General features: G+C 69.9%; 18 protein-coding genes. 11 read left to right on the forward strand and 7 right to left on the reverse strand.

The window, feature by feature from the left end:
* Nucleotides 1-2: 2 nt before the first annotated feature.
* Nucleotides 3-884: an ABC transporter ATP-binding protein gene (locus DMH01_RS33755; protein ID WP_125682017.1), complete on the reverse strand. Its 882-nt coding sequence runs from the start codon at nucleotides 882-884 to the stop codon at nucleotides 3-5.
* 118 nt (nucleotides 885-1002) lie between these two features.
* Between DMH01_RS33755 and DMH01_RS33760 the strand changes: the two genes are divergently transcribed.
* Nucleotides 1003-2106, forward strand: coding sequence for a sensor histidine kinase (locus DMH01_RS33760; protein WP_125682481.1), 1104 nt, complete (start codon nucleotides 1003-1005; stop codon nucleotides 2104-2106).
* Complete coding sequence (locus DMH01_RS33765; RefSeq protein ID WP_125682019.1) at nucleotides 2103-2705, forward strand: response regulator; 603 nt, start codon at nucleotides 2103-2105, stop codon at nucleotides 2703-2705. Before DMH01_RS33760 ends, DMH01_RS33765 begins: the two co-directional genes overlap by 4 nt.
* 318 nt (nucleotides 2706-3023) lie before the next feature.
* On the opposite strand, the gene DMH01_RS33770 is transcribed toward DMH01_RS33765, so the two are convergent.
* Nucleotides 3024-3593: a helix-turn-helix domain-containing protein gene (locus DMH01_RS33770; RefSeq protein WP_125682021.1), complete on the reverse strand. Its 570-nt coding sequence runs from the start codon at nucleotides 3591-3593 to the stop codon at nucleotides 3024-3026.
* A gap of 68 nt (nucleotides 3594-3661) precedes the next feature.
* Here DMH01_RS33770 and DMH01_RS33775 point away from each other — a divergent pair, with 68 nt between their 5' ends.
* From DMH01_RS33775 to DMH01_RS33790, 4 genes are read left to right on the forward strand one after another with little or no spacing between them, the layout of a single operon-like run.
* Nucleotides 3662-4255 carry a bifunctional 2-polyprenyl-6-hydroxyphenol methylase/3-demethylubiquinol 3-O-methyltransferase UbiG gene (locus tag DMH01_RS33775; protein WP_125682023.1) on the forward strand — a complete coding sequence of 198 codons (594 nt, stop codon included), beginning with the start codon at nucleotides 3662-3664 and terminating at the stop codon, nucleotides 4253-4255.
* Nucleotides 4252-4716 (forward strand): DinB family protein, encoded by a 465-nt coding sequence (locus DMH01_RS33780; RefSeq protein WP_125682025.1) that lies wholly within the window; start codon nucleotides 4252-4254, stop codon nucleotides 4714-4716. Before DMH01_RS33775 ends, DMH01_RS33780 begins: the two co-directional genes overlap by 4 nt.
* Before the next feature lie 13 nt (nucleotides 4717-4729).
* Entirely contained in the window at nucleotides 4730-5701 is a 972-nt protein-coding gene (locus tag DMH01_RS33785) for an alpha/beta fold hydrolase (RefSeq protein ID WP_125682027.1), read from the forward strand.
* Nucleotides 5702-5737: 36 nt separating this feature from the next.
* Nucleotides 5738-6220 (forward strand): DinB family protein, encoded by a 483-nt coding sequence (locus DMH01_RS33790; protein ID WP_125682029.1) that lies wholly within the window; start codon nucleotides 5738-5740, stop codon nucleotides 6218-6220.
* 46 nt (nucleotides 6221-6266) lie between these two features.
* Here DMH01_RS33790 and DMH01_RS33795 read toward each other — a convergent pair whose 3' ends face one another.
* From DMH01_RS33795 to DMH01_RS33805, 3 genes are all read right to left on the reverse strand, one after another.
* The gene (locus DMH01_RS33795; protein ID WP_125682031.1) at nucleotides 6267-7424 is read right to left on the reverse strand and encodes a S1 family peptidase; all 1158 of its coding nucleotides are present in this window, start codon (nucleotides 7422-7424) and stop codon (nucleotides 6267-6269) included.
* A gap of 221 nt (nucleotides 7425-7645) precedes the next feature.
* Nucleotides 7646-8362 carry a TioE family transcriptional regulator gene (locus DMH01_RS33800; protein WP_125682033.1) on the reverse strand — a complete coding sequence of 239 codons (717 nt, stop codon included), beginning with the start codon at nucleotides 8360-8362 and terminating at the stop codon, nucleotides 7646-7648.
* Between the two features lie 21 nt (nucleotides 8363-8383).
* The gene (locus tag DMH01_RS33805; RefSeq protein ID WP_125682035.1) at nucleotides 8384-8830 is read right to left on the reverse strand and encodes a DUF6194 family protein; all 447 of its coding nucleotides are present in this window, start codon (nucleotides 8828-8830) and stop codon (nucleotides 8384-8386) included.
* A gap of 80 nt (nucleotides 8831-8910) precedes the next feature.
* Between DMH01_RS33805 and DMH01_RS33810 the strand changes: the two genes are divergently transcribed.
* A complete protein-coding gene (locus DMH01_RS33810; RefSeq protein WP_125682037.1) occupies nucleotides 8911-9603 on the forward strand; it encodes a MerR family transcriptional regulator in 693 nt (230 codons plus the stop codon).
* A 9-nt stretch (nucleotides 9604-9612) separates the two neighbouring features.
* Here DMH01_RS33810 and DMH01_RS33815 read toward each other — a convergent pair whose 3' ends face one another.
* Nucleotides 9613-9867, reverse strand: a complete 255-nt coding sequence (locus DMH01_RS33815; RefSeq protein WP_125682039.1) for a hypothetical protein — start codon at nucleotides 9865-9867, stop codon at nucleotides 9613-9615.
* 115 nt (nucleotides 9868-9982) lie between these two features.
* Between DMH01_RS33815 and DMH01_RS33820 the strand changes: the two genes are divergently transcribed.
* The 4 genes from DMH01_RS33820 (at nucleotide 9983) to DMH01_RS33835 (ending at nucleotide 14076) form a co-directional block, all read left to right on the forward strand.
* Nucleotides 9983-10786 (forward strand): class I SAM-dependent methyltransferase, encoded by an 804-nt coding sequence (locus DMH01_RS33820; protein WP_125682041.1) that lies wholly within the window; start codon nucleotides 9983-9985, stop codon nucleotides 10784-10786.
* Between the two features lie 60 nt (nucleotides 10787-10846).
* Nucleotides 10847-12409 carry an adenylate/guanylate cyclase domain-containing protein gene (locus DMH01_RS33825; protein WP_125682043.1) on the forward strand — a complete coding sequence of 521 codons (1563 nt, stop codon included), beginning with the start codon at nucleotides 10847-10849 and terminating at the stop codon, nucleotides 12407-12409.
* 212 nt (nucleotides 12410-12621) lie between these two features.
* A complete protein-coding gene (locus DMH01_RS33830; protein WP_125682045.1) occupies nucleotides 12622-13293 on the forward strand; it encodes a papain-like cysteine protease family protein in 672 nt (223 codons plus the stop codon).
* Nucleotides 13294-13302: 9 nt separating this feature from the next.
* Complete coding sequence (locus tag DMH01_RS33835) at nucleotides 13303-14076, forward strand: hypothetical protein (RefSeq protein ID WP_125682047.1); 774 nt, start codon at nucleotides 13303-13305, stop codon at nucleotides 14074-14076.
* Here the strand turns inward: DMH01_RS33835 and DMH01_RS33840 are convergent.
* Complete coding sequence (locus tag DMH01_RS33840) at nucleotides 14063-14977, reverse strand: helix-turn-helix transcriptional regulator (protein WP_125682049.1); 915 nt, start codon at nucleotides 14975-14977, stop codon at nucleotides 14063-14065. The two genes, DMH01_RS33835 and DMH01_RS33840, sit on opposite strands and share 14 nt — an antisense overlap.
* Between the last annotated feature and the right edge of the window lie 107 nt (nucleotides 14978-15084).

Here is a 15084-nt window from a genome sequence, read left to right on the forward strand (position 1 = left end):
GGCTAGTCGTTGTCGATGGCGCGGAACACGTCGTCGAGCCGCGTCGGGCCCGCTTCGAGATCCGCTAGCTCGACCGCGTTGTCCCGTGCCCACCGCAGCAGGACGTGCAGGTCCTTCTGCAGGCCGAAGGTCTCGATGACGAACTTCCCGTCGTGTTCACGCTTGCGCTGCAAAGGCAGCGCCGGAGCCGACGGCGGCAGGGAGAACCGGATCACGGCGGGCAGCGTCCGCGTGAGTTCGGAGACCGTGCCCTCCTGGTGGAAGGTGCCCCGGTGCATCAGGCCGATGCGGTCGGCGCGCTGCTGGGCCTCTTCCAGGTAGTGCGTGGTGAGTACGATGGTCGAACCGTCCTCGCGGAGTTTGTCGACCGCGTCCCACAGCGCGTCCCGGGACTGGATGTCCAGACCGGTTGTCGGCTCGTCCAGGAACACCAGCCGCGGCGAGCCGTACACCGCGGTCGCGAAGTCGAGCCGCCGCTTCTCGCCACCGGAAAGCTGGGACACCTTCGTGTTGGCCTTGCGGGTCAGGTCCACGACGCCGAGGACCCGTTCGAGCCGGTCCGTGCGCCGGGTCAGGCTCCCGATCAGGCGGATCGATTCCTTCACCGTCAGATCCGGTGAAAAACCGCTCTCCTGCAACATGATGCCCATCTCGGGGCGGATGGCGGCGCGGTCCCGCGGGCTCTTCCCCAGCACCCGCACCGTGCCCGACGTCGGGTTCCGGTGCCCTTCCAGGGTTTCCAGGGTCGAGGTCTTCCCGGCGCCGTTCGTGCCCAGCAGGGCGTAGAACTCGCCCTGCCGGACCTGGAAGGACAGGTCCTTCACGGCGTGGAAGTCACCGTACTTGAGGTTCAGGCGGTCAACGTCGATTGCTGTCGAGGTCATGGCACGATTTCAGCCGCTCGGACGCGGGCCGGCCAGTGCGGTCACGTCATGGTCGGAGATGACGTGGTGTCACTGTTGTCCGCGGCGGCGGAGGGCCGATACTGGACTCATGTCTGATGTGGACACCGAGCCGGCGAAGGGAAAGCTGCGCCGGCTCAACCTCACCATGTTCTTCCCGCTGCTGGTCGTCGGCGGGGTGATCGTGGTCGCGTCCGACGCGCGGACCTGGTGGCACGCGGTCGTCCTGGGCGCGGGCGTGCTGGCGGCCATGGTCGCCTTCGTGCGGTGGGCGGCGGGCGAGGTCCTGCGGGTGGCGATCCCGTGCCTGGTCGTCACGGCGGCCGTGTGGCCGTTCTCGGTGCTGGTGGCGGGCGGGAGTTCGTCGTTCTTCGGCGTCTTCCTCGTGGGTTGCCTCGTCGTCCCGCAATTGTCCCGCCACCGGGTGGCGGCGGCGGCCGCGCTGGTCGCGTACGTCGCGGGCGTGGGTGCGCTGAGGCTGCTGGTCTCCCACGAGGACGTCTCCGGTGAGCTGGTCAGCTTCGTGTTCGTCCCGGCGGCGATCACCGCGGTCGTGCTCGGGCTCATGTTCCCCAACAAGCGGTTCTACGACGTCGTCAAGGAGCTCGAGGAGTCGCGCGAGCGGGAGGCGGAACTGGCCGTGATCCGGGAACGCGTCCGGTTCGCGAGCGACCTGCACGACATCCAGGGCCACACGCTGCACGTGGTGAAGCTCAAGACCGCGCTCGCCAGGAAGCTGGTGGACATCGACGCCGAGCGGGCCAAACAGGAACTGGGGGAGATCCACGCGCTCGTGGCCGACACGATCACCCAGACGAAGGAACTCGCCTACGCCCAGCGCCGGCTCAACCTTTCCGCCGAACTGGAGAACGCGAGGAACCTTTTCGAGGCCGCGGGGATCCGCGTGCGCGTCAACCGGGAGGCGGACGTCGATCCGGTGGCGGGCAGGCTGCTCGGCCAGGTCCTGCGCGAGACCACGACCAACATCCTGCGCCACGCGCAGGCGACCCGCGTGCGGATCACGCTGTCGGAATGGAGCATCAGTATCGTCAACGACGGTGCCCAGCGAGCGCCGCTGCCCGAACTCCGGGGGCTGGCCGCGCTCGAACAACGTGTCGTCGCGGACGGGGGTGAACTGACGGTGGAACAGGAAGACGGGCAGTTCGTGACGGCGGCGTCCTTCCCCGGCCGGGAGGAACGATGACCACGGTCGTGCTGGCCGACGACGAAGCCCTGCTGCGCAAGGCGATGGCCGCGTTGCTCCCGCTCGAAGGCGAGATCACCGTCCTGGCGGAGGCGGAGAACGGTGAGGAAGCCGTCGAGGCCACCTTGCGGCACGAGCCCGACGTTCTCGTCATCGACCTCGAAATGCCCGGGGTGGACGGGCTGGGCGCGGTCGCGGAGATCCGCCGCACGTTGCCGAACCAGGTCATCCTGATGCTGACCCGGCACGCCAAACCCGGGGTGCTCCGCAAGGCCCTCAAACTCGGTGTCCAGGGCTTCGTGAGCAAGGCCGCCGAGCCGTCGCACATCACGTTCGTCATCGGTGCCCTGCACCAGGGCAAACGCTGGATCGACCCGGACGTCTCCGCGCTCGCCGTCGTCGACGACTGTCCCCTGACCGAGCGGGAGCTGGAGGTGCTGCGGGTGACCGGCGAGGGCTATTCCGTCGCCGAGATCGCCGCCCAGCTCCACCTCGCGCAGGGCACGGTGCGGAACTACCTCTCGAACGCCATGCAGAAGACCCAGACGCAGACCCGGCACCAGGCGGCGCGGTACGCCCGAGAGCACGACTGGCTTTAGGTGCTGTCCTGCAAGTCTGTTCGCGGGCGGGGCCGGCGGTGGGCTGAAGGCTCCCTTCGCCGCGTCTGATGCAGTGAAAGGCGCCTTCGCCTCCGGTCGCCAGGGGCGTGAGTGGCGATTCGGGTTCTATTGAGGGTAAGGCAACGTCGGTGGAGTGGGTGGCGGGAGCTTCTCCCGGTGCTGTGGGGTGTGTCGCGAAAGCCACTTTCGAGACGTCTGGTGTCCCGAAAGTGGCTTTCGCGACATGAACACCGAGCGCGGGTCTTCGAGCGGCACCCCGCCCGCACGCTTTCGGGCACCTTTGACCTCCGGCGCCGCCTAGTGCGCCCGCACGTGCGCGCGTTCACCCTGCGGTCCGAAAAGGACAAGGGTTTCGACGGCCTTCCCGTCGGCCGAGCCGAGCCAATGCGGTAGCGCGGTGTCGAATTCGGCGGCCTCGCCGGGCGGCAGGACCAGGTCGCGGTCGCCGACCACCAGTCGCAACCGTCCATTGAGGACATACACCCATTCGTAGCCGCCGTGGGTCTGCGGCGTGGGTTCCGCCGGTTCGTCCCGGCTGGGGATGAGCATCTTGAACGCCTGCACCCCGCCGGCCCGCCGGGTGAGCGGCAGGAACGTCATGCCGTGGCGGTGGATCGGCTGGAGGTGGATCCGCGGATCGCCGGTCCGGGGAGCGCCGACGAGGTCGTCGAGCGGCACGCCGTACACGCGGGCCAGCGGCAGCAGTAGCTCCAGTGTGGGCCGGCGGCCGCCGCTTTCCAGCCGCGACAAGGTGCTTTCCGAGATGCCGGTCGTCGTCGACAGTTCGGCCAGGGTCAGGCCCCGGTGTTTGCGCAGCGCCCGCAACCGGGGGCCGACCGCGTCCAGTACCTCGTCGGTCTCGTCCATGGCGCCGATCTTGCCAGGTCGGCAAGTTTTCGTGCCAAATCGGATGTTCCGGGGCGAGAGTGGCGATCATGAACGCGACGGAATTCTGGGACGACCTCCACGAACGGCGCGCCGCCGAAACGCCGAAGGTGAACGCGCGACTGGCCGAGATCGCGGGCCCGCTGGCCCCGGGGACCGCGCTCGACCTCGGCTGCGGTGGCGGGGGAGACGCGGTGTGGCTGGCCGCCCGAGGCTGGCGGGTGACCGCGGTCGACATCTCGGGAGCGGCCGTGCGCTCGCTCCGGGCACGCGGCGAGCCGATCACGGCGCTCCGCGTCGATCTCGCCGAGGATTTCCCCGACGGCACCTTCGATCTGGTGTCGGCGCAGTACTTCCACACACCGTTCGAGCTGGACCGTGCGCGGGTGCTGCGCACCGCCGCGGGCTCGGTGAACCCCGGCGGGCTGCTGGTCGTCGTCGACCACGGCTCCGCCGCGCCCTGGTCGTGGAGCCAGGATGCCGACTATCCCAGTCCAGACGAGGTGGCGGCCGGACTGGAACTCGACCCGGCGGACTGGTCGATCGACCGCGCGGAGGCGGCGGAACGCCTGGCCACCGGTCCGGCGGGCCGGACCGCGACCGTGATCGACCACGTCCTGGTGCTCCGGCGGACCGGGCGATGAGCCGCAAACGCGATGCCGGGCCACCTGCGACGGGTGCCGGGGAGAAGGACGTCCTCGCCGGGTTCCTCGACTATCTCCGCGCCGCCGTCATGGCCAAGGCCGAAGGGGTGCCGGAAGACCGGGCTCGCGCTCCCGGCGTGCCGTCCGGCACGAATCTGCTGGGCCTGGTCAAGCACCTGACCCACGTTGAACGTCACTGGCTGCTCGGCCACCGCGTCACCGACTGGAAGGCGACGTTCCACCCGGGTCCGGACGACACGACGGCGTCGATTCTCGCCGCCTACCGGGAAACCGTCGCCGACGCGAACGCCGAGATCGCTTCCTGGGACGACCTCGCCGCGACCGGGCCCCGCCAGGGATCACGGCGCTGGACGCTGACCCACCTGATCGAAGAAACCGCACGGCACGCCGGGCACGCCGACATCCTGCGCGAACTGATCGATGGCGCCACCGGGCGCTGAAACGGAGATTCCCATGATCCACCGAGCCGCCGCGTTCGCCGCGGCCCTCGTTCTGCTGACGGCCTGCGGTTCGCCCCCGGCCGCCGCCCCGCCCCACGAGAACGTCACCCGCGGCGACGCGGCGTTCGCGCGGCAGTTCCGGCACGAGTTCGCCGATGTCGACGGCGTGAAGATGCACTACGTCACCGGCGGAAAGGGCGCCCCGCTCGTCCTGCTGCACGGCTGGCCGCAGACCTGGTACGGCTGGCACCGGGTCATGCCCGCGCTGGCCGAGCACTTCACGGTGTACGCCCTGGACCTGCCGGGCCTCGGTGACAGCGCCGGCTCGCCGCCCAGCTACGACAAGGCGACGCTCGCCCGCTATGTGCACGGCCTCGTCGCCGGACGGCTCGGCCTGCGCGACGTCCGGATCGCCGGGCACGATCTCGGTGCCGCGGTCGCCTTTCAATACGCGGCGCAATTCCCCGGCGATACCACCAAACTCGCGTACCTCGATCTGCCACTGCCCGGCCCCGCGCTCGACGCGACGGCCTACCGGAACCTGAGCTGGCACATCGCCTTCCATGCGCAGAAGACGGTTCCCGAAGCCGTCGTCGGCGACGACGTCCGCGAATACCTGTCCCTGTTCTATCCGCAGGTCGCCTACTCCGGCACGGCTTTCGGCGGACCGGGGGCGCCGTCGCCGTTCGACGACGCCGAGATCGACGAGTACGCCCGCACCTATACGAGGCCGGAGGTCCTGCACGGCGGTTTCGAGCTCTACCGCACGCTCGGGCAGGACGCGACCGCGAACGTCGGCGCCAAGCCCATCACGACTCCCACCCTGCTGATGACCGCCGAAGGACTGCTCGAACCGCAAAAGGCCACGCTGGCGCCTCGCGTCGCCGACCTGGCTCGCGCCGTCGAGGTGCCGAGGGCGGGACATTGGCTCGCCGAGGAGAATCCGGAGTTCGTGAGCGCCGAGCTGGTCGAGTTCTTGAAGTAGTTGCCCAAGATCGAGAACCTTTGCGATGCTTCCCGCATGTCCACGCTGGAAGTCCTCGACCACCCGTTCCGCGAACAGTTCGAGGTCTTCCTCGACGAGCACCGTCGTGTTCTCGACGAGTCGCTGGAAGGGCTGACCGAGGAGGAGGCCCGCCGGTCGCTCGTGCCCTCCCGCACGACCCTGCTCGGGCTGGTGAAGCACGCGACCTTTGTGGAAAAGGTGTGGTTCGTCGAAGCCGTCACCTGTCGCCCGCGGACCGAGATCGGCCTCCCCGAGACGCCCGACGAATCGTTCATCCTCGCCGAGGAGGACACGATCGACTCCGTGCGGCAGGCGTACCGCGAAGCCTGCGAGGCGTCGCGCAAGGCGGCGGCCGCCCTCGATCTGGACGACCTGCTGCACGGGAACCGGCGCGGCCCGCTCCCGCTGCGCTGGGTGTACCTGCACGTCCTGCGTGAGCTCGCCCAGCACGGCGGCCACGCCGACATCCTGCGCGAGCAGATCCTGAGCTCCCGGTGACGACGATGGCGGGGAGCGCTCGCTCCCCGCCATCGTCGTTCTTGGGTCAGGAACGGGTCAGCGTGACCCCGTACTTGTTCGCCGCGTCCACGACGGGCTGGTAGTAGGAATACGAACCGGTGGCGTTGGCACCCTGGTTCCAGCCGCAGTCGTGCCCGTCGGCGGGGCCGCCGGAGGTCATGCCCTGCGCGGTGTTGCCCGCGATGTAGGCGCCGCCGCTGTCACCGCCCTCGGTGCAGACGGTCGACTTGGCCAGGCCGGTGGTGGCGACGCTTTCGCCGCTGTAACGGACGGTCTGGTTGTACGCGGTGATCTTGCCGCAGGTCCAGCCGGTGGTGTTGCCCGCCTTGCACAGCGTGGTGCCGACCGGCGCCTTCGAGCTGCCGGTGATCCGCACCGTGGTGCCCATGCGGGTGTCCACGTAGCCGCGGCCGGTGTCCTCGGCGTCGATGTCCATCAGGCCCATGTCGGCCGACGGGAACTGGGTGGCCACGCCGCGGCCGATGTGGACGCCGCTGCGGTTCAGGATGTCCGGGTTGCCTTCGACGCAGTGTCCCGCGGTGAGCATGACGTTGTTGCCGCTGCTGGTGGTGCCGGGGAAGCCGAGCGAGCAGTTGGTGCCGGGGACGAGGTCCATGATCTGGCCGGGGATGACGTCGGCCTGCGTGGTGTTGCCGTTGGCGACACCGGTCTGGACCGACACGCCCGGCAGCGCGGTGAGACGGCGGACGAGGGCGCTGTCGGCGCCCGGCTGCACGGTGACGACGACCTGGTCGGCCGCGAGTTCCGGGCCCCAGGACTGCACCTGGCCGACGTCCTTGCCGATCACGGTGCCGACCTTGGCGGACAGGGCGTTCAGCGCGTTCTCGCCGCGGGCGCCGGTGCGCGGGGTCAGCCCGGCGGAGCGGAGCTCCTTGGCCGAGCCGGCGTCGGCGTTCACCACGAGGGCGCCGGCGTTGTCGAAGTACGCGCCGTCGGTGTGGAGGCCGCGTGTTCTGATGCTGTCCAGCGACGCGATCAGGTTCTTTTCGTGGTCCAGCTTCTGGGCGGCCTGCAGCGGGCTGACCTTGAGCTGGGCGGCGAGGGTTTCGAGCATCGTCTGGTCGTAGGCGGTGACCGGCGCGGCGGTCGCCGGCACGGCGAGCGCGCCGATTCCGGCACAGACACTCAGCAGGGTGAGCATGACGGGTCCGCGAATTCGCATGCGAATTTCCTTCGATAAGGAGGGAACGACGAACCGCCGGAATATGTTCGGAAAGCGCAGGGGACCGGGCGGTTCATCTCGACGTCACGCACAGTACGAGCGCCCGTACGGCATGCCGTAGCGCCGAAAGTAGGATCCGTGATCACGGACCTACTTTCGTATGCGGAAAACGTGAATTGCCCGCGTATTAATTGCGCGAAAGTGCCATTGGCGCAAAAGTGTCAGCGGTCTCGGGCGGCGCCGAGGTAGGTGTCCAGCGCGGCGGCGCCGGAGAGCAGGGCGCGGCCCCTGGCCGTGAGACGCGAGTGCCAGTCACTCAGCGTCGACTCGAGCGGCACGACGCCGCCGGCCGAGCGGACCTGCTCGAGCAGTGGCGCGATCCGTTCCAGGAGATAGCCGCCGCGCCGGAGCTGATGCGTCAGTTTCGCGTCGCGCACGTCGGCCGCGCTGTAGACGCGATAGCCGGTCTTCGGGTCGCGTTCGGGGCGCAGAAGCCCCGCTCGTTCCCATTCGCGCAGGGTGGCGGGCCGGACGCCGAGCTTCCTGGCCAGCGGGCCGACGAACATGTCGCCCCGCTCCTGCGCCACGGGCTCGAGATCGCGGAGCGCGGCCGCGACGGCCTGGAGGGTGCGGCGATCGTCGAGCAGCTGCGCGTGGCTTTCGTCGACGAGCCGGAGAGCCTCCTCGACCGCGTCCTGGTTGACCGCCCGCATGATCGACGCCGCCGTCGCGTGGCCGTGCCCGGGCACGAGGGCGAGGAACGCGCGCAGGGCTTGCGCGTGCAGTGGCGTGTAGGTGCGATAACCCTGCGGTCCGCGTTCGGCGGCGGGGAGGATGCGGTCATCCTCGTAGTTGCGGACCGCCTGCGTGGACAGGCCGTGTTCGCGCGCGAGGTCGACCGGCCTGAGCCGCTCACGGGATCGAAGGTTCCGGCCCACCGCCCCACGATATTCGCTCCGCTAACCGCGCGAGGAATCCGCCCGCCGTTCGTACCGGGCCCTGGCCAGCCGATACGCCGTTTCCAGCAGTTCGCGGACGGCCGTTTCGGTCCGCGACGCCGGGTTCACCACCGCCAGCCAGCCCGCGGTCCCGTACACGGGATGGGCGATCAGGGTGTCCGTGGCGGCGGGGTCCTGGCCGAGCGGGCGGGTGAACTCCTTCTTGCCGGCGTGGACGTTCACGCGGAACGCGTCCGGGCGGTCCAGCCGCGAGCTTTCGTCGCCGGGGTAGTTCTTGGTCACGATCGTCGCGAAGGGCTGGACGTTCGTCGGGACGACACCGTCGGGGGAGTAGTAGAAGAAGGCGTCGCCCCAGCTGAGTTCCGGCCATTCGTCGCCAGGGCCGGGGGTGAGGGTCAGGACGCCGTCGAGGCCCGAGACGAGGCCGATGATCTCTTCGATGGTCATGTGCTCAAGCGTGGCATTAAAGTGCTTATGGAGGCTTCGAGCGGATTTTCGACGGAGTGCAGGTGTCAAGTCTCAAATCGATGCGTACGGCGGACGTCGCACGGCAGGCGGGGTACTCCGTCCAGCAGGTGCGCAACCTCGAACGCGACGGCGTGCTCCCGGCGGCGTCGCGGACGGCCTCGGGCTACCGGACCTACGGCGAGATCCACCTCCGGTCCGCGCTGGCGTACCGCGCGCTCGCCGCCGGTGTCGGGCCGGTCGAGGCCAAGAAGATCGTCCGCGCCGTGCACCGGGATCCGCTCCCCGCCGTGCTCGCGCTCCTCGACGCCGCCCACGCCGGGCTCGACGCCGAACGCGCGGATCTCCGGGAGGCCAGGGAAGCCGTCCGGGTGATCTCCCGCGAACCGATCGAAGACGTACGAGGGTCGGACTCGATGAGCGTCTCCGAACTCGCGTCGGCGCTCGGCGTGCGCCCGTCGACGCTGCGGCACTGGGACACGGAACGGCTCGTCGTCCCCGGCCGCGATCAGCGGGGGACGCGGCGGTACACGCCGTCCCAGGTGCGGGACGCGCGGATCGTGCAGCAACTGCGGCTGGCAGGCTATCGCGTCGCGCCGCTTCGGGCCTTGATGCCGGAGCTGCGGCGCTCCCGGCGGCTGGAGGACGTCGCGTCCGCGCTCGCTGCCAGGGACGCCGGGATCGCGGCACGCTCACGGGCGCTTTTCGACGGCAGCGCCGAACTTTCCCGGGTCGTGAGTGATAAAGCGGGTTAGAACGCTTTTTCAGCGTGTACAGCGCCAGAAGACCGTCGCCGTATAGGGCGAGAGGATCAGTTTGTAGTACTCCTCGCAGTCGGTGAACCCGGCCCGTTCCGCCTGGGTCTCGGCGTCGTGGCGGGCGTAGATGAGCGCGAGGCCGAAGTCGCTCGACCCGTGCCCGACGAATTCCCTGGTCTCCTGCGTTCTCGCGATTGCCGGGGTGGTGATCGTGCCCATCATGGTGGCCGCGCAGAGCAGCGCGAGCGATGTTCTCCTCATACCGACCACGCTAGGGCCGGAACGGTGCGCGATTCGCCCACTGGATGGACGTTCCCGCGGCCTCCGTCCGTCGTAGGCGGGTTCGCACGGGCCGCGAAACGGATATCTTCGCGGCATGTCTTCTCGCAAAGTGGGAACCCAGCGGGCCTTCGACGCGGCCGCCGCCGATTTCGCCGCGCTCGGGCGGCATCTCTGGGAGCCGATCGGCGCCGCCACGGTGGCGGCCGCCGGGCTCGGTGAGGGGAACCGTGTCCTCGACGCCTGCTGCGGCACCGGGGCGTCGGCGATTCCCGCGGCGCACGCCGTCGGTGCCGGCGGGGTGGTGGACGCGATCGACCTGTCGGGGCCGATGATCGGCGAACTCCGCCGCCTTTCGGCCGATCTGCCGCAGTTGCGCGCGCACGAGGCCGACGCGACGGCGTGGGACACGGGCGACTACGACGTCGTGCAGTCCGCGCTCGGCATCTTCTTCTTTCCCGACATGACGGCCGGAACCGAGCGGCTGATCGGCCGGGCCCGGTCCGGCGGCCGGGCCGTCTTCACGATCTGGCGCGGCGGGTCCATGGTGGCGGCAGGCCGTCATCTCGGCCGCGCGGTGGCGGCGGTGACCGATTCCGCGCCGCCGCCGGCGCGTGAGCCGAGTTTGATCGACCGCGTCGACCAGGCCGGTCCTTACGCCGAATGGCTCTCCGGGCGTCGTCTGTCCGATGTGGACGTCGCGGTGAACGAGCTGCGGCTGGCCATGACACCGGAGATCGCGTGGCTGGTCGTCATCGGCTCCGGATTCCGGGGCCTGCTCGACGGTCTCGAACCCGGCGTCGTCGAGCAGGTGCGTGAGCGCTACCTCGATTCCTTGCGGGAGGAAGGCGTGACCGAACTCGACGCCACCACGCTGATCGGCTCCGGCACCGTCCGCTGACGACCGCTTCCGCTTCGGTGTACAGTCGTTCACTCAACCGGGGTGAACGGCGGGACACGGGTGCGACCAGACAACGACTCCTCTGTTCGGGGCCGCGGACAGGGGCCGTTCGGCTCCTGGCTGCTCGGCCCGCTCGACCAGGATTCGGCCGTGTTGCGCCGCCGCGTCCAGGGCTTGCTCACCGGGACGCTGATCGCGACCAACGTCATCGGCGCGCTGGTCGTGGTCGGGCTGGCGGCACTGCTCATGCCCGCTCCGGGCATGTCGGGCGACCTCGTCCGCGTGACCGCGATCGCGGTTCCCGTCTACGTGGTCTCCGCCGTCGTCGTCGGCGCGCTGTGGGGCACCCGCGGCGCGCTGCGGACACTGCGCTGGGCCGCCGACGGCCGGACGCCGAGCGACGAGGAACGAGCGGCCAGCCTCCGCGTCCCGTTGCGTCTGACGCTGGTCCAGGCGGTGTTGTGGGGCGTCGCGACGGCGGTGTTCGGCGTGCTGGCCGCCTTGGTGCAGCCGCGGGTCGTGCTCACCGAACTGCTCGTGGTCGCGTTCGCGGGGGTGGTCGTCTGCGCGATCGCCTACCTCGCCGGGGAATTCATCCTGCGGCCGTACGCGGCCCTCGCCCTCGCGGGCACCTCGCCGGACCGGCCGCTCAGCGGCGGGGTCAATCTGCGGATGCTGCTGTTCTGGTGCCTCGGCACGGGGGTGCCGGTGGCCGGGCTGGTGGTCACGGCGGTGCTGGCGTGGGTGCGCGGCGACGTGTCGACCACGAAGCTCGCCATCTCGGTCATCGCGCTCGGCCTCGTCGTACTGGTCTTCGGCCTGCTGGTGACCGTGTTCACCGCCCGCGCCGTGGTGAACCCGATCCGATCGGTGCAGCACGCGCTGGGCCGGGTCCGGGCCGGTGACTTCGCCGTGGAGATCCCGGTCTACGACGGCACCGAACTCGGGCTGCTGCAAGCGGGTTTCAACGGGATGGCCGTCGGTCTCGCCGAACGCGAACGTTTGCGCGACCTGTTCGGCAGGCACGTCGGCGAGGACGTCGCGAGCGAGGCGATGCGCACGTCTTCCGAACTCGGCGGCACGGTGCGGACGGTGTCGGTGTTGTTCGTCGACCTGATCGGGTCGACCGCGCTGGCCGCGAGCCGCCCGCCCGAGGAGGTCGTCGGCCTGCTCAACCGGTTCTTCGCGGTGGTGGTCGACGAGGTCGACCGCAACCACGGGCTGGTCAACAAGTTCGTCGGTGACGCCGCGCTGGCGATCTTCGGCGCGCCGGTCCGGCTGGAGGACCACGCGACCCTCGCGCTCGCTGCGGGCCGGGCGATTTCGCGCAGGCTGGCGGCGGAGGTACCCGAATGCCCGGCCGGGATCGGCGTGGCGACGGGTGAGGTGGTCGCCGGCAACGTCGGCGATCCGCGGCGGTTCGAATACACGGTGATCGGCGACCCGGTCAACGAAGCCGCCCGGCTGACCGAACTGGCCAAGAACGTCGAAGCCCGGCTGCTCGCTTCGTGGACGGCGATCGAGTCCGCGGCCGATGACGAGGCCGCGCGGTGGAAGGCGACGGAGGACGTCGTCTTGCGGGGCCGCGCCCGGCCCACCACACTCGCGACCCCCAAGTCCTGACCCGTGGTGGATTCACAGCCTTTGTGAAGGGGCCGTGAATCTTGCGCGGCGGCCGTCGCCCCGTCACCGCGCACCCCTTGTTTCCTGGCACGCGAGCGCGTCCCGGTCCTGTGAACGCTCACAGCCGCTCCTTCGCGCCTGGTGAGGGCGTTGTTCCCGAAGCCGGTGCGGCGCACGGTGATCTCCCCATCCCCGTGTCAAAGGAGACATCTGTGAAGAGCCTTTCGAGGGCCACGCTGGCCACCGGAGCCGCCGTCTTCGCGCTGAGCATGCTGCCCGCCACCGCCCTCGCTCAGCCCGGCGATGCCGGGGACCGGTCCCACGGTCTCGTCCAAACCCAGATCCACACCCAGGTGCGCGAGATCGCGCCGGTGGCCGGGACCGCGATGACGGTCGCCGCGACGTCGGCGTCCAAGCAGCTGAACTACACCCAGCAGGTGCAGCAGTACAACCAATGGTGCTGGGCGGCGGACGGTTCGAGCATCGAGCGTTCGCAGGGCGGGACCGCCACCCAGGCCCAGTTCTGCGCCGCGGGCAAGGGCACGTCGGCCGGGTACTGCCCGAACCAGCCCGCCCAGATCCCCGAAATCGTCCGCGGGTTCCGCGGGACCGGCTTCTCCGCGCAGGACGCGGGCGGGCCGATCGGCTTCAGCTCGGTCGTCAGCCAGGTCGACTCCGGGATCCTGAACCTGACGGGGATCTACTGGACGTCCGGCGGCGGCCATGCCCAGGTGATCTACGGCTACGACTCGACCAGCCAGTCGATCATGGTCGGCGACCCGTGGCCGTCTTCTCCGCGCTACAAGACCTGGAACTACAACCAGTACCGCAGCAACGCCCAGTTCCGCTGGAACGACACCATCGTCAACATCCGGAAGGGCTGAGCCGCCGCCATGAACAAGACCTGCCGGAAGTTCTCCGGTTGTCTCGCGGTGGCCGTCGCGACGGTGCTGTCCGCCACCCCGCCCGCCACGGCGAGCGAAGGAGTCGCCCCGCCCTCGGCCGACGACCTCGCGGCCGCCGTGCGCGTCGCCGGGCAGCCCGACGCGATCGGTCTCGCGAGATCGAACTTCCGGCAGGTCGACCGGATCGAACCGCAGCGGATCACCATGGGGGACAGGGGAATCCCGGTCTACACCCTCAATCCCGACTTCGTCAGGGGCATCGCCGGTGCGCCGGCCGGTGCGTTGAGTTCCATCGCCGTGACGGCCACCGCCGATTCCGGCCAGAAAGCCACCCTGCAGGCGATGCCCGACGGCCCGGGAAAGTGGGTCGCGGCGAGCGTGTTCTCCGGCAACGACGAAGAGACCTTGAGCGCGCGGCTGAAGCCCGGTTCGGTCCTGCTCAACGAGCCGCAGATCAACGGCTGGTACGAACTGGGGCCCGGCGGCGTGGTGCTCCTGCGGGCGAGCCTGCCGCAGTCGCCGGTGGGGGAGTTCGTCCCGCTTTCCGAGTACCAGCGGCAGGTGCAGGGCCGCTACGCCGACAAACTGCCGGGATCCGACTACCAGCGCGACCGCGGGATCGGCTTCACCCAGCAGGCGGTGCCGCCGCCCGGCGACTCCGGGTTCCCCGTCTCGATCGTGGCGGGCCTGATCGCCGCCGGTGCCGGGGCGGGTGTCGTGCTGGTCGCGGTGTGGCGGAAACGCCGGCTCACTCCCAGATGAGGTCGATCCCCGCGATCCCGACGCCGAGATCCTCGAAGTAGGCGCTGACCGTCGCGCCCGGCCCGGGATGCAGCGGCTCGCTGACCACGGGAGCGAGTTCTTCGCGCTCTCGCACGGTTTTCACGCAGCGCGCGGGTATCGCGCCGTCGTCGAAACGGATGCGGAGCAGATACGCCGACATGCGCGACCGCACCGTCCGGTGGAAGCAGGTCGAACGGACAGACGCGGCCAGCCGCAAAGTGAACGCGAAGGTGTGCGTTTCCCCTTCGGCCAGGCCACGGTCGAAGAGGAGCTCGAACACCATCCCCGGCGACGAGGCGCTTCGGCGCACTCTTCCTCTGCGGCAGCCATCGGTGGCGGACACCGTCGTGGCCTCCATGTCGGTGCCGGGCTCGTCCTGATGGGTCACCACGAAACCGTCCGCGCCGGGCTCCCGCGCCCGCACCACCATGGTCGAGCCGATCTCCGAGATCCGGCCCTCCGAGGTCATGGTCAGCACGTCGACGACCGTCACGACGTCGAGCTTCGCGTTTCCCACCGCACCGGGGGTTTCGCTTAGTTCGTCCAGCAGTGAGCAGGTCTCGGCCCAGCTCTGCCGCAACTCCGGCAACGAGGGCCTGCGGTCGTCGCCGGGAGACCGCCGCTGCGGGCCGATCAGGACGACCAGGCTGTCCGCGGGCAGGCCCAGCACCGCTTCGAGCGCGCGGACGACGTCGAGCGAGCGCGGTGTCGACGGATGCCGGAGCCCGCGCTGCCAGTAGCTCAAGGTCGATTCGGCCACGGAAACGCCGCGTGCGGCCAGATGCGCGCGGATCCGGGACAGGGAAAGGCCGCGGTGCTCCACCGCTTCGGAAAGCGCGCGGGGGAACGAACCGGATCTGACCTCGCGTTCCTGGTACATGGGCAACCCCCGCCGACGCCGGATTGGTGCGAAGCATGCGCAGTCCGGCGCCGGTCGGCAACCGCCTAAGGTCGAAAACCGGACTTTCAGGCGAATTCGAGCCGCAG

Origin of the sequence: Amycolatopsis sp. WAC 04182, from assembly GCF_003947465.1 — a bacterium.
Taxonomy (GTDB): Bacteria; Actinomycetota; Actinomycetes; order Mycobacteriales; family Pseudonocardiaceae; genus Amycolatopsis.

Coding starts and splice junctions, on each gene's coding strand:
- DMH01_RS33785 (WP_125682027.1), top strand. CDS start 4,730: ATGATCCACCGAGCCGCCGCGTTCGCCGCGGCCCTCGTTCTGCTGACG.
- DMH01_RS33775 (WP_125682023.1), top strand. CDS start 3,662: ATGAACGCGACGGAATTCTGGGACGACCTCCACGAACGGCGCGCCGCC.
- DMH01_RS33810 (WP_125682037.1), top strand. CDS start 8,911: ATGCGTACGGCGGACGTCGCACGGCAGGCGGGGTACTCCGTCCAGCAG.
- DMH01_RS33815 (WP_125682039.1), bottom strand. CDS start 9,867: ATGAGGAGAACATCGCTCGCGCTGCTCTGCGCGGCCACCATGATGGGC.
- DMH01_RS33770 (WP_125682021.1), bottom strand. CDS start 3,593: ATGGACGAGACCGACGAGGTACTGGACGCGGTCGGCCCCCGGTTGCGG.
- DMH01_RS33765 (WP_125682019.1), top strand. CDS start 2,103: ATGACCACGGTCGTGCTGGCCGACGACGAAGCCCTGCTGCGCAAGGCG.
- DMH01_RS33795 (WP_125682031.1), bottom strand. CDS start 7,424: ATGCGAATTCGCGGACCCGTCATGCTCACCCTGCTGAGTGTCTGTGCC.
- DMH01_RS33755 (WP_125682017.1), bottom strand. CDS start 884: ATGACCTCGACAGCAATCGACGTTGACCGCCTGAACCTCAAGTACGGT.
- DMH01_RS33790 (WP_125682029.1), top strand. CDS start 5,738: ATGTCCACGCTGGAAGTCCTCGACCACCCGTTCCGCGAACAGTTCGAG.
- DMH01_RS33820 (WP_125682041.1), top strand. CDS start 9,983: ATGTCTTCTCGCAAAGTGGGAACCCAGCGGGCCTTCGACGCGGCCGCC.
- DMH01_RS33840 (WP_125682049.1), bottom strand. CDS start 14,977: ATGTACCAGGAACGCGAGGTCAGATCCGGTTCGTTCCCCCGCGCGCTT.
- DMH01_RS33780 (WP_125682025.1), top strand. CDS start 4,252: ATGAGCCGCAAACGCGATGCCGGGCCACCTGCGACGGGTGCCGGGGAG.
- DMH01_RS33805 (WP_125682035.1), bottom strand. CDS start 8,830: ATGACCATCGAAGAGATCATCGGCCTCGTCTCGGGCCTCGACGGCGTC.
- DMH01_RS33835 (WP_125682047.1), top strand. CDS start 13,303: ATGAACAAGACCTGCCGGAAGTTCTCCGGTTGTCTCGCGGTGGCCGTC.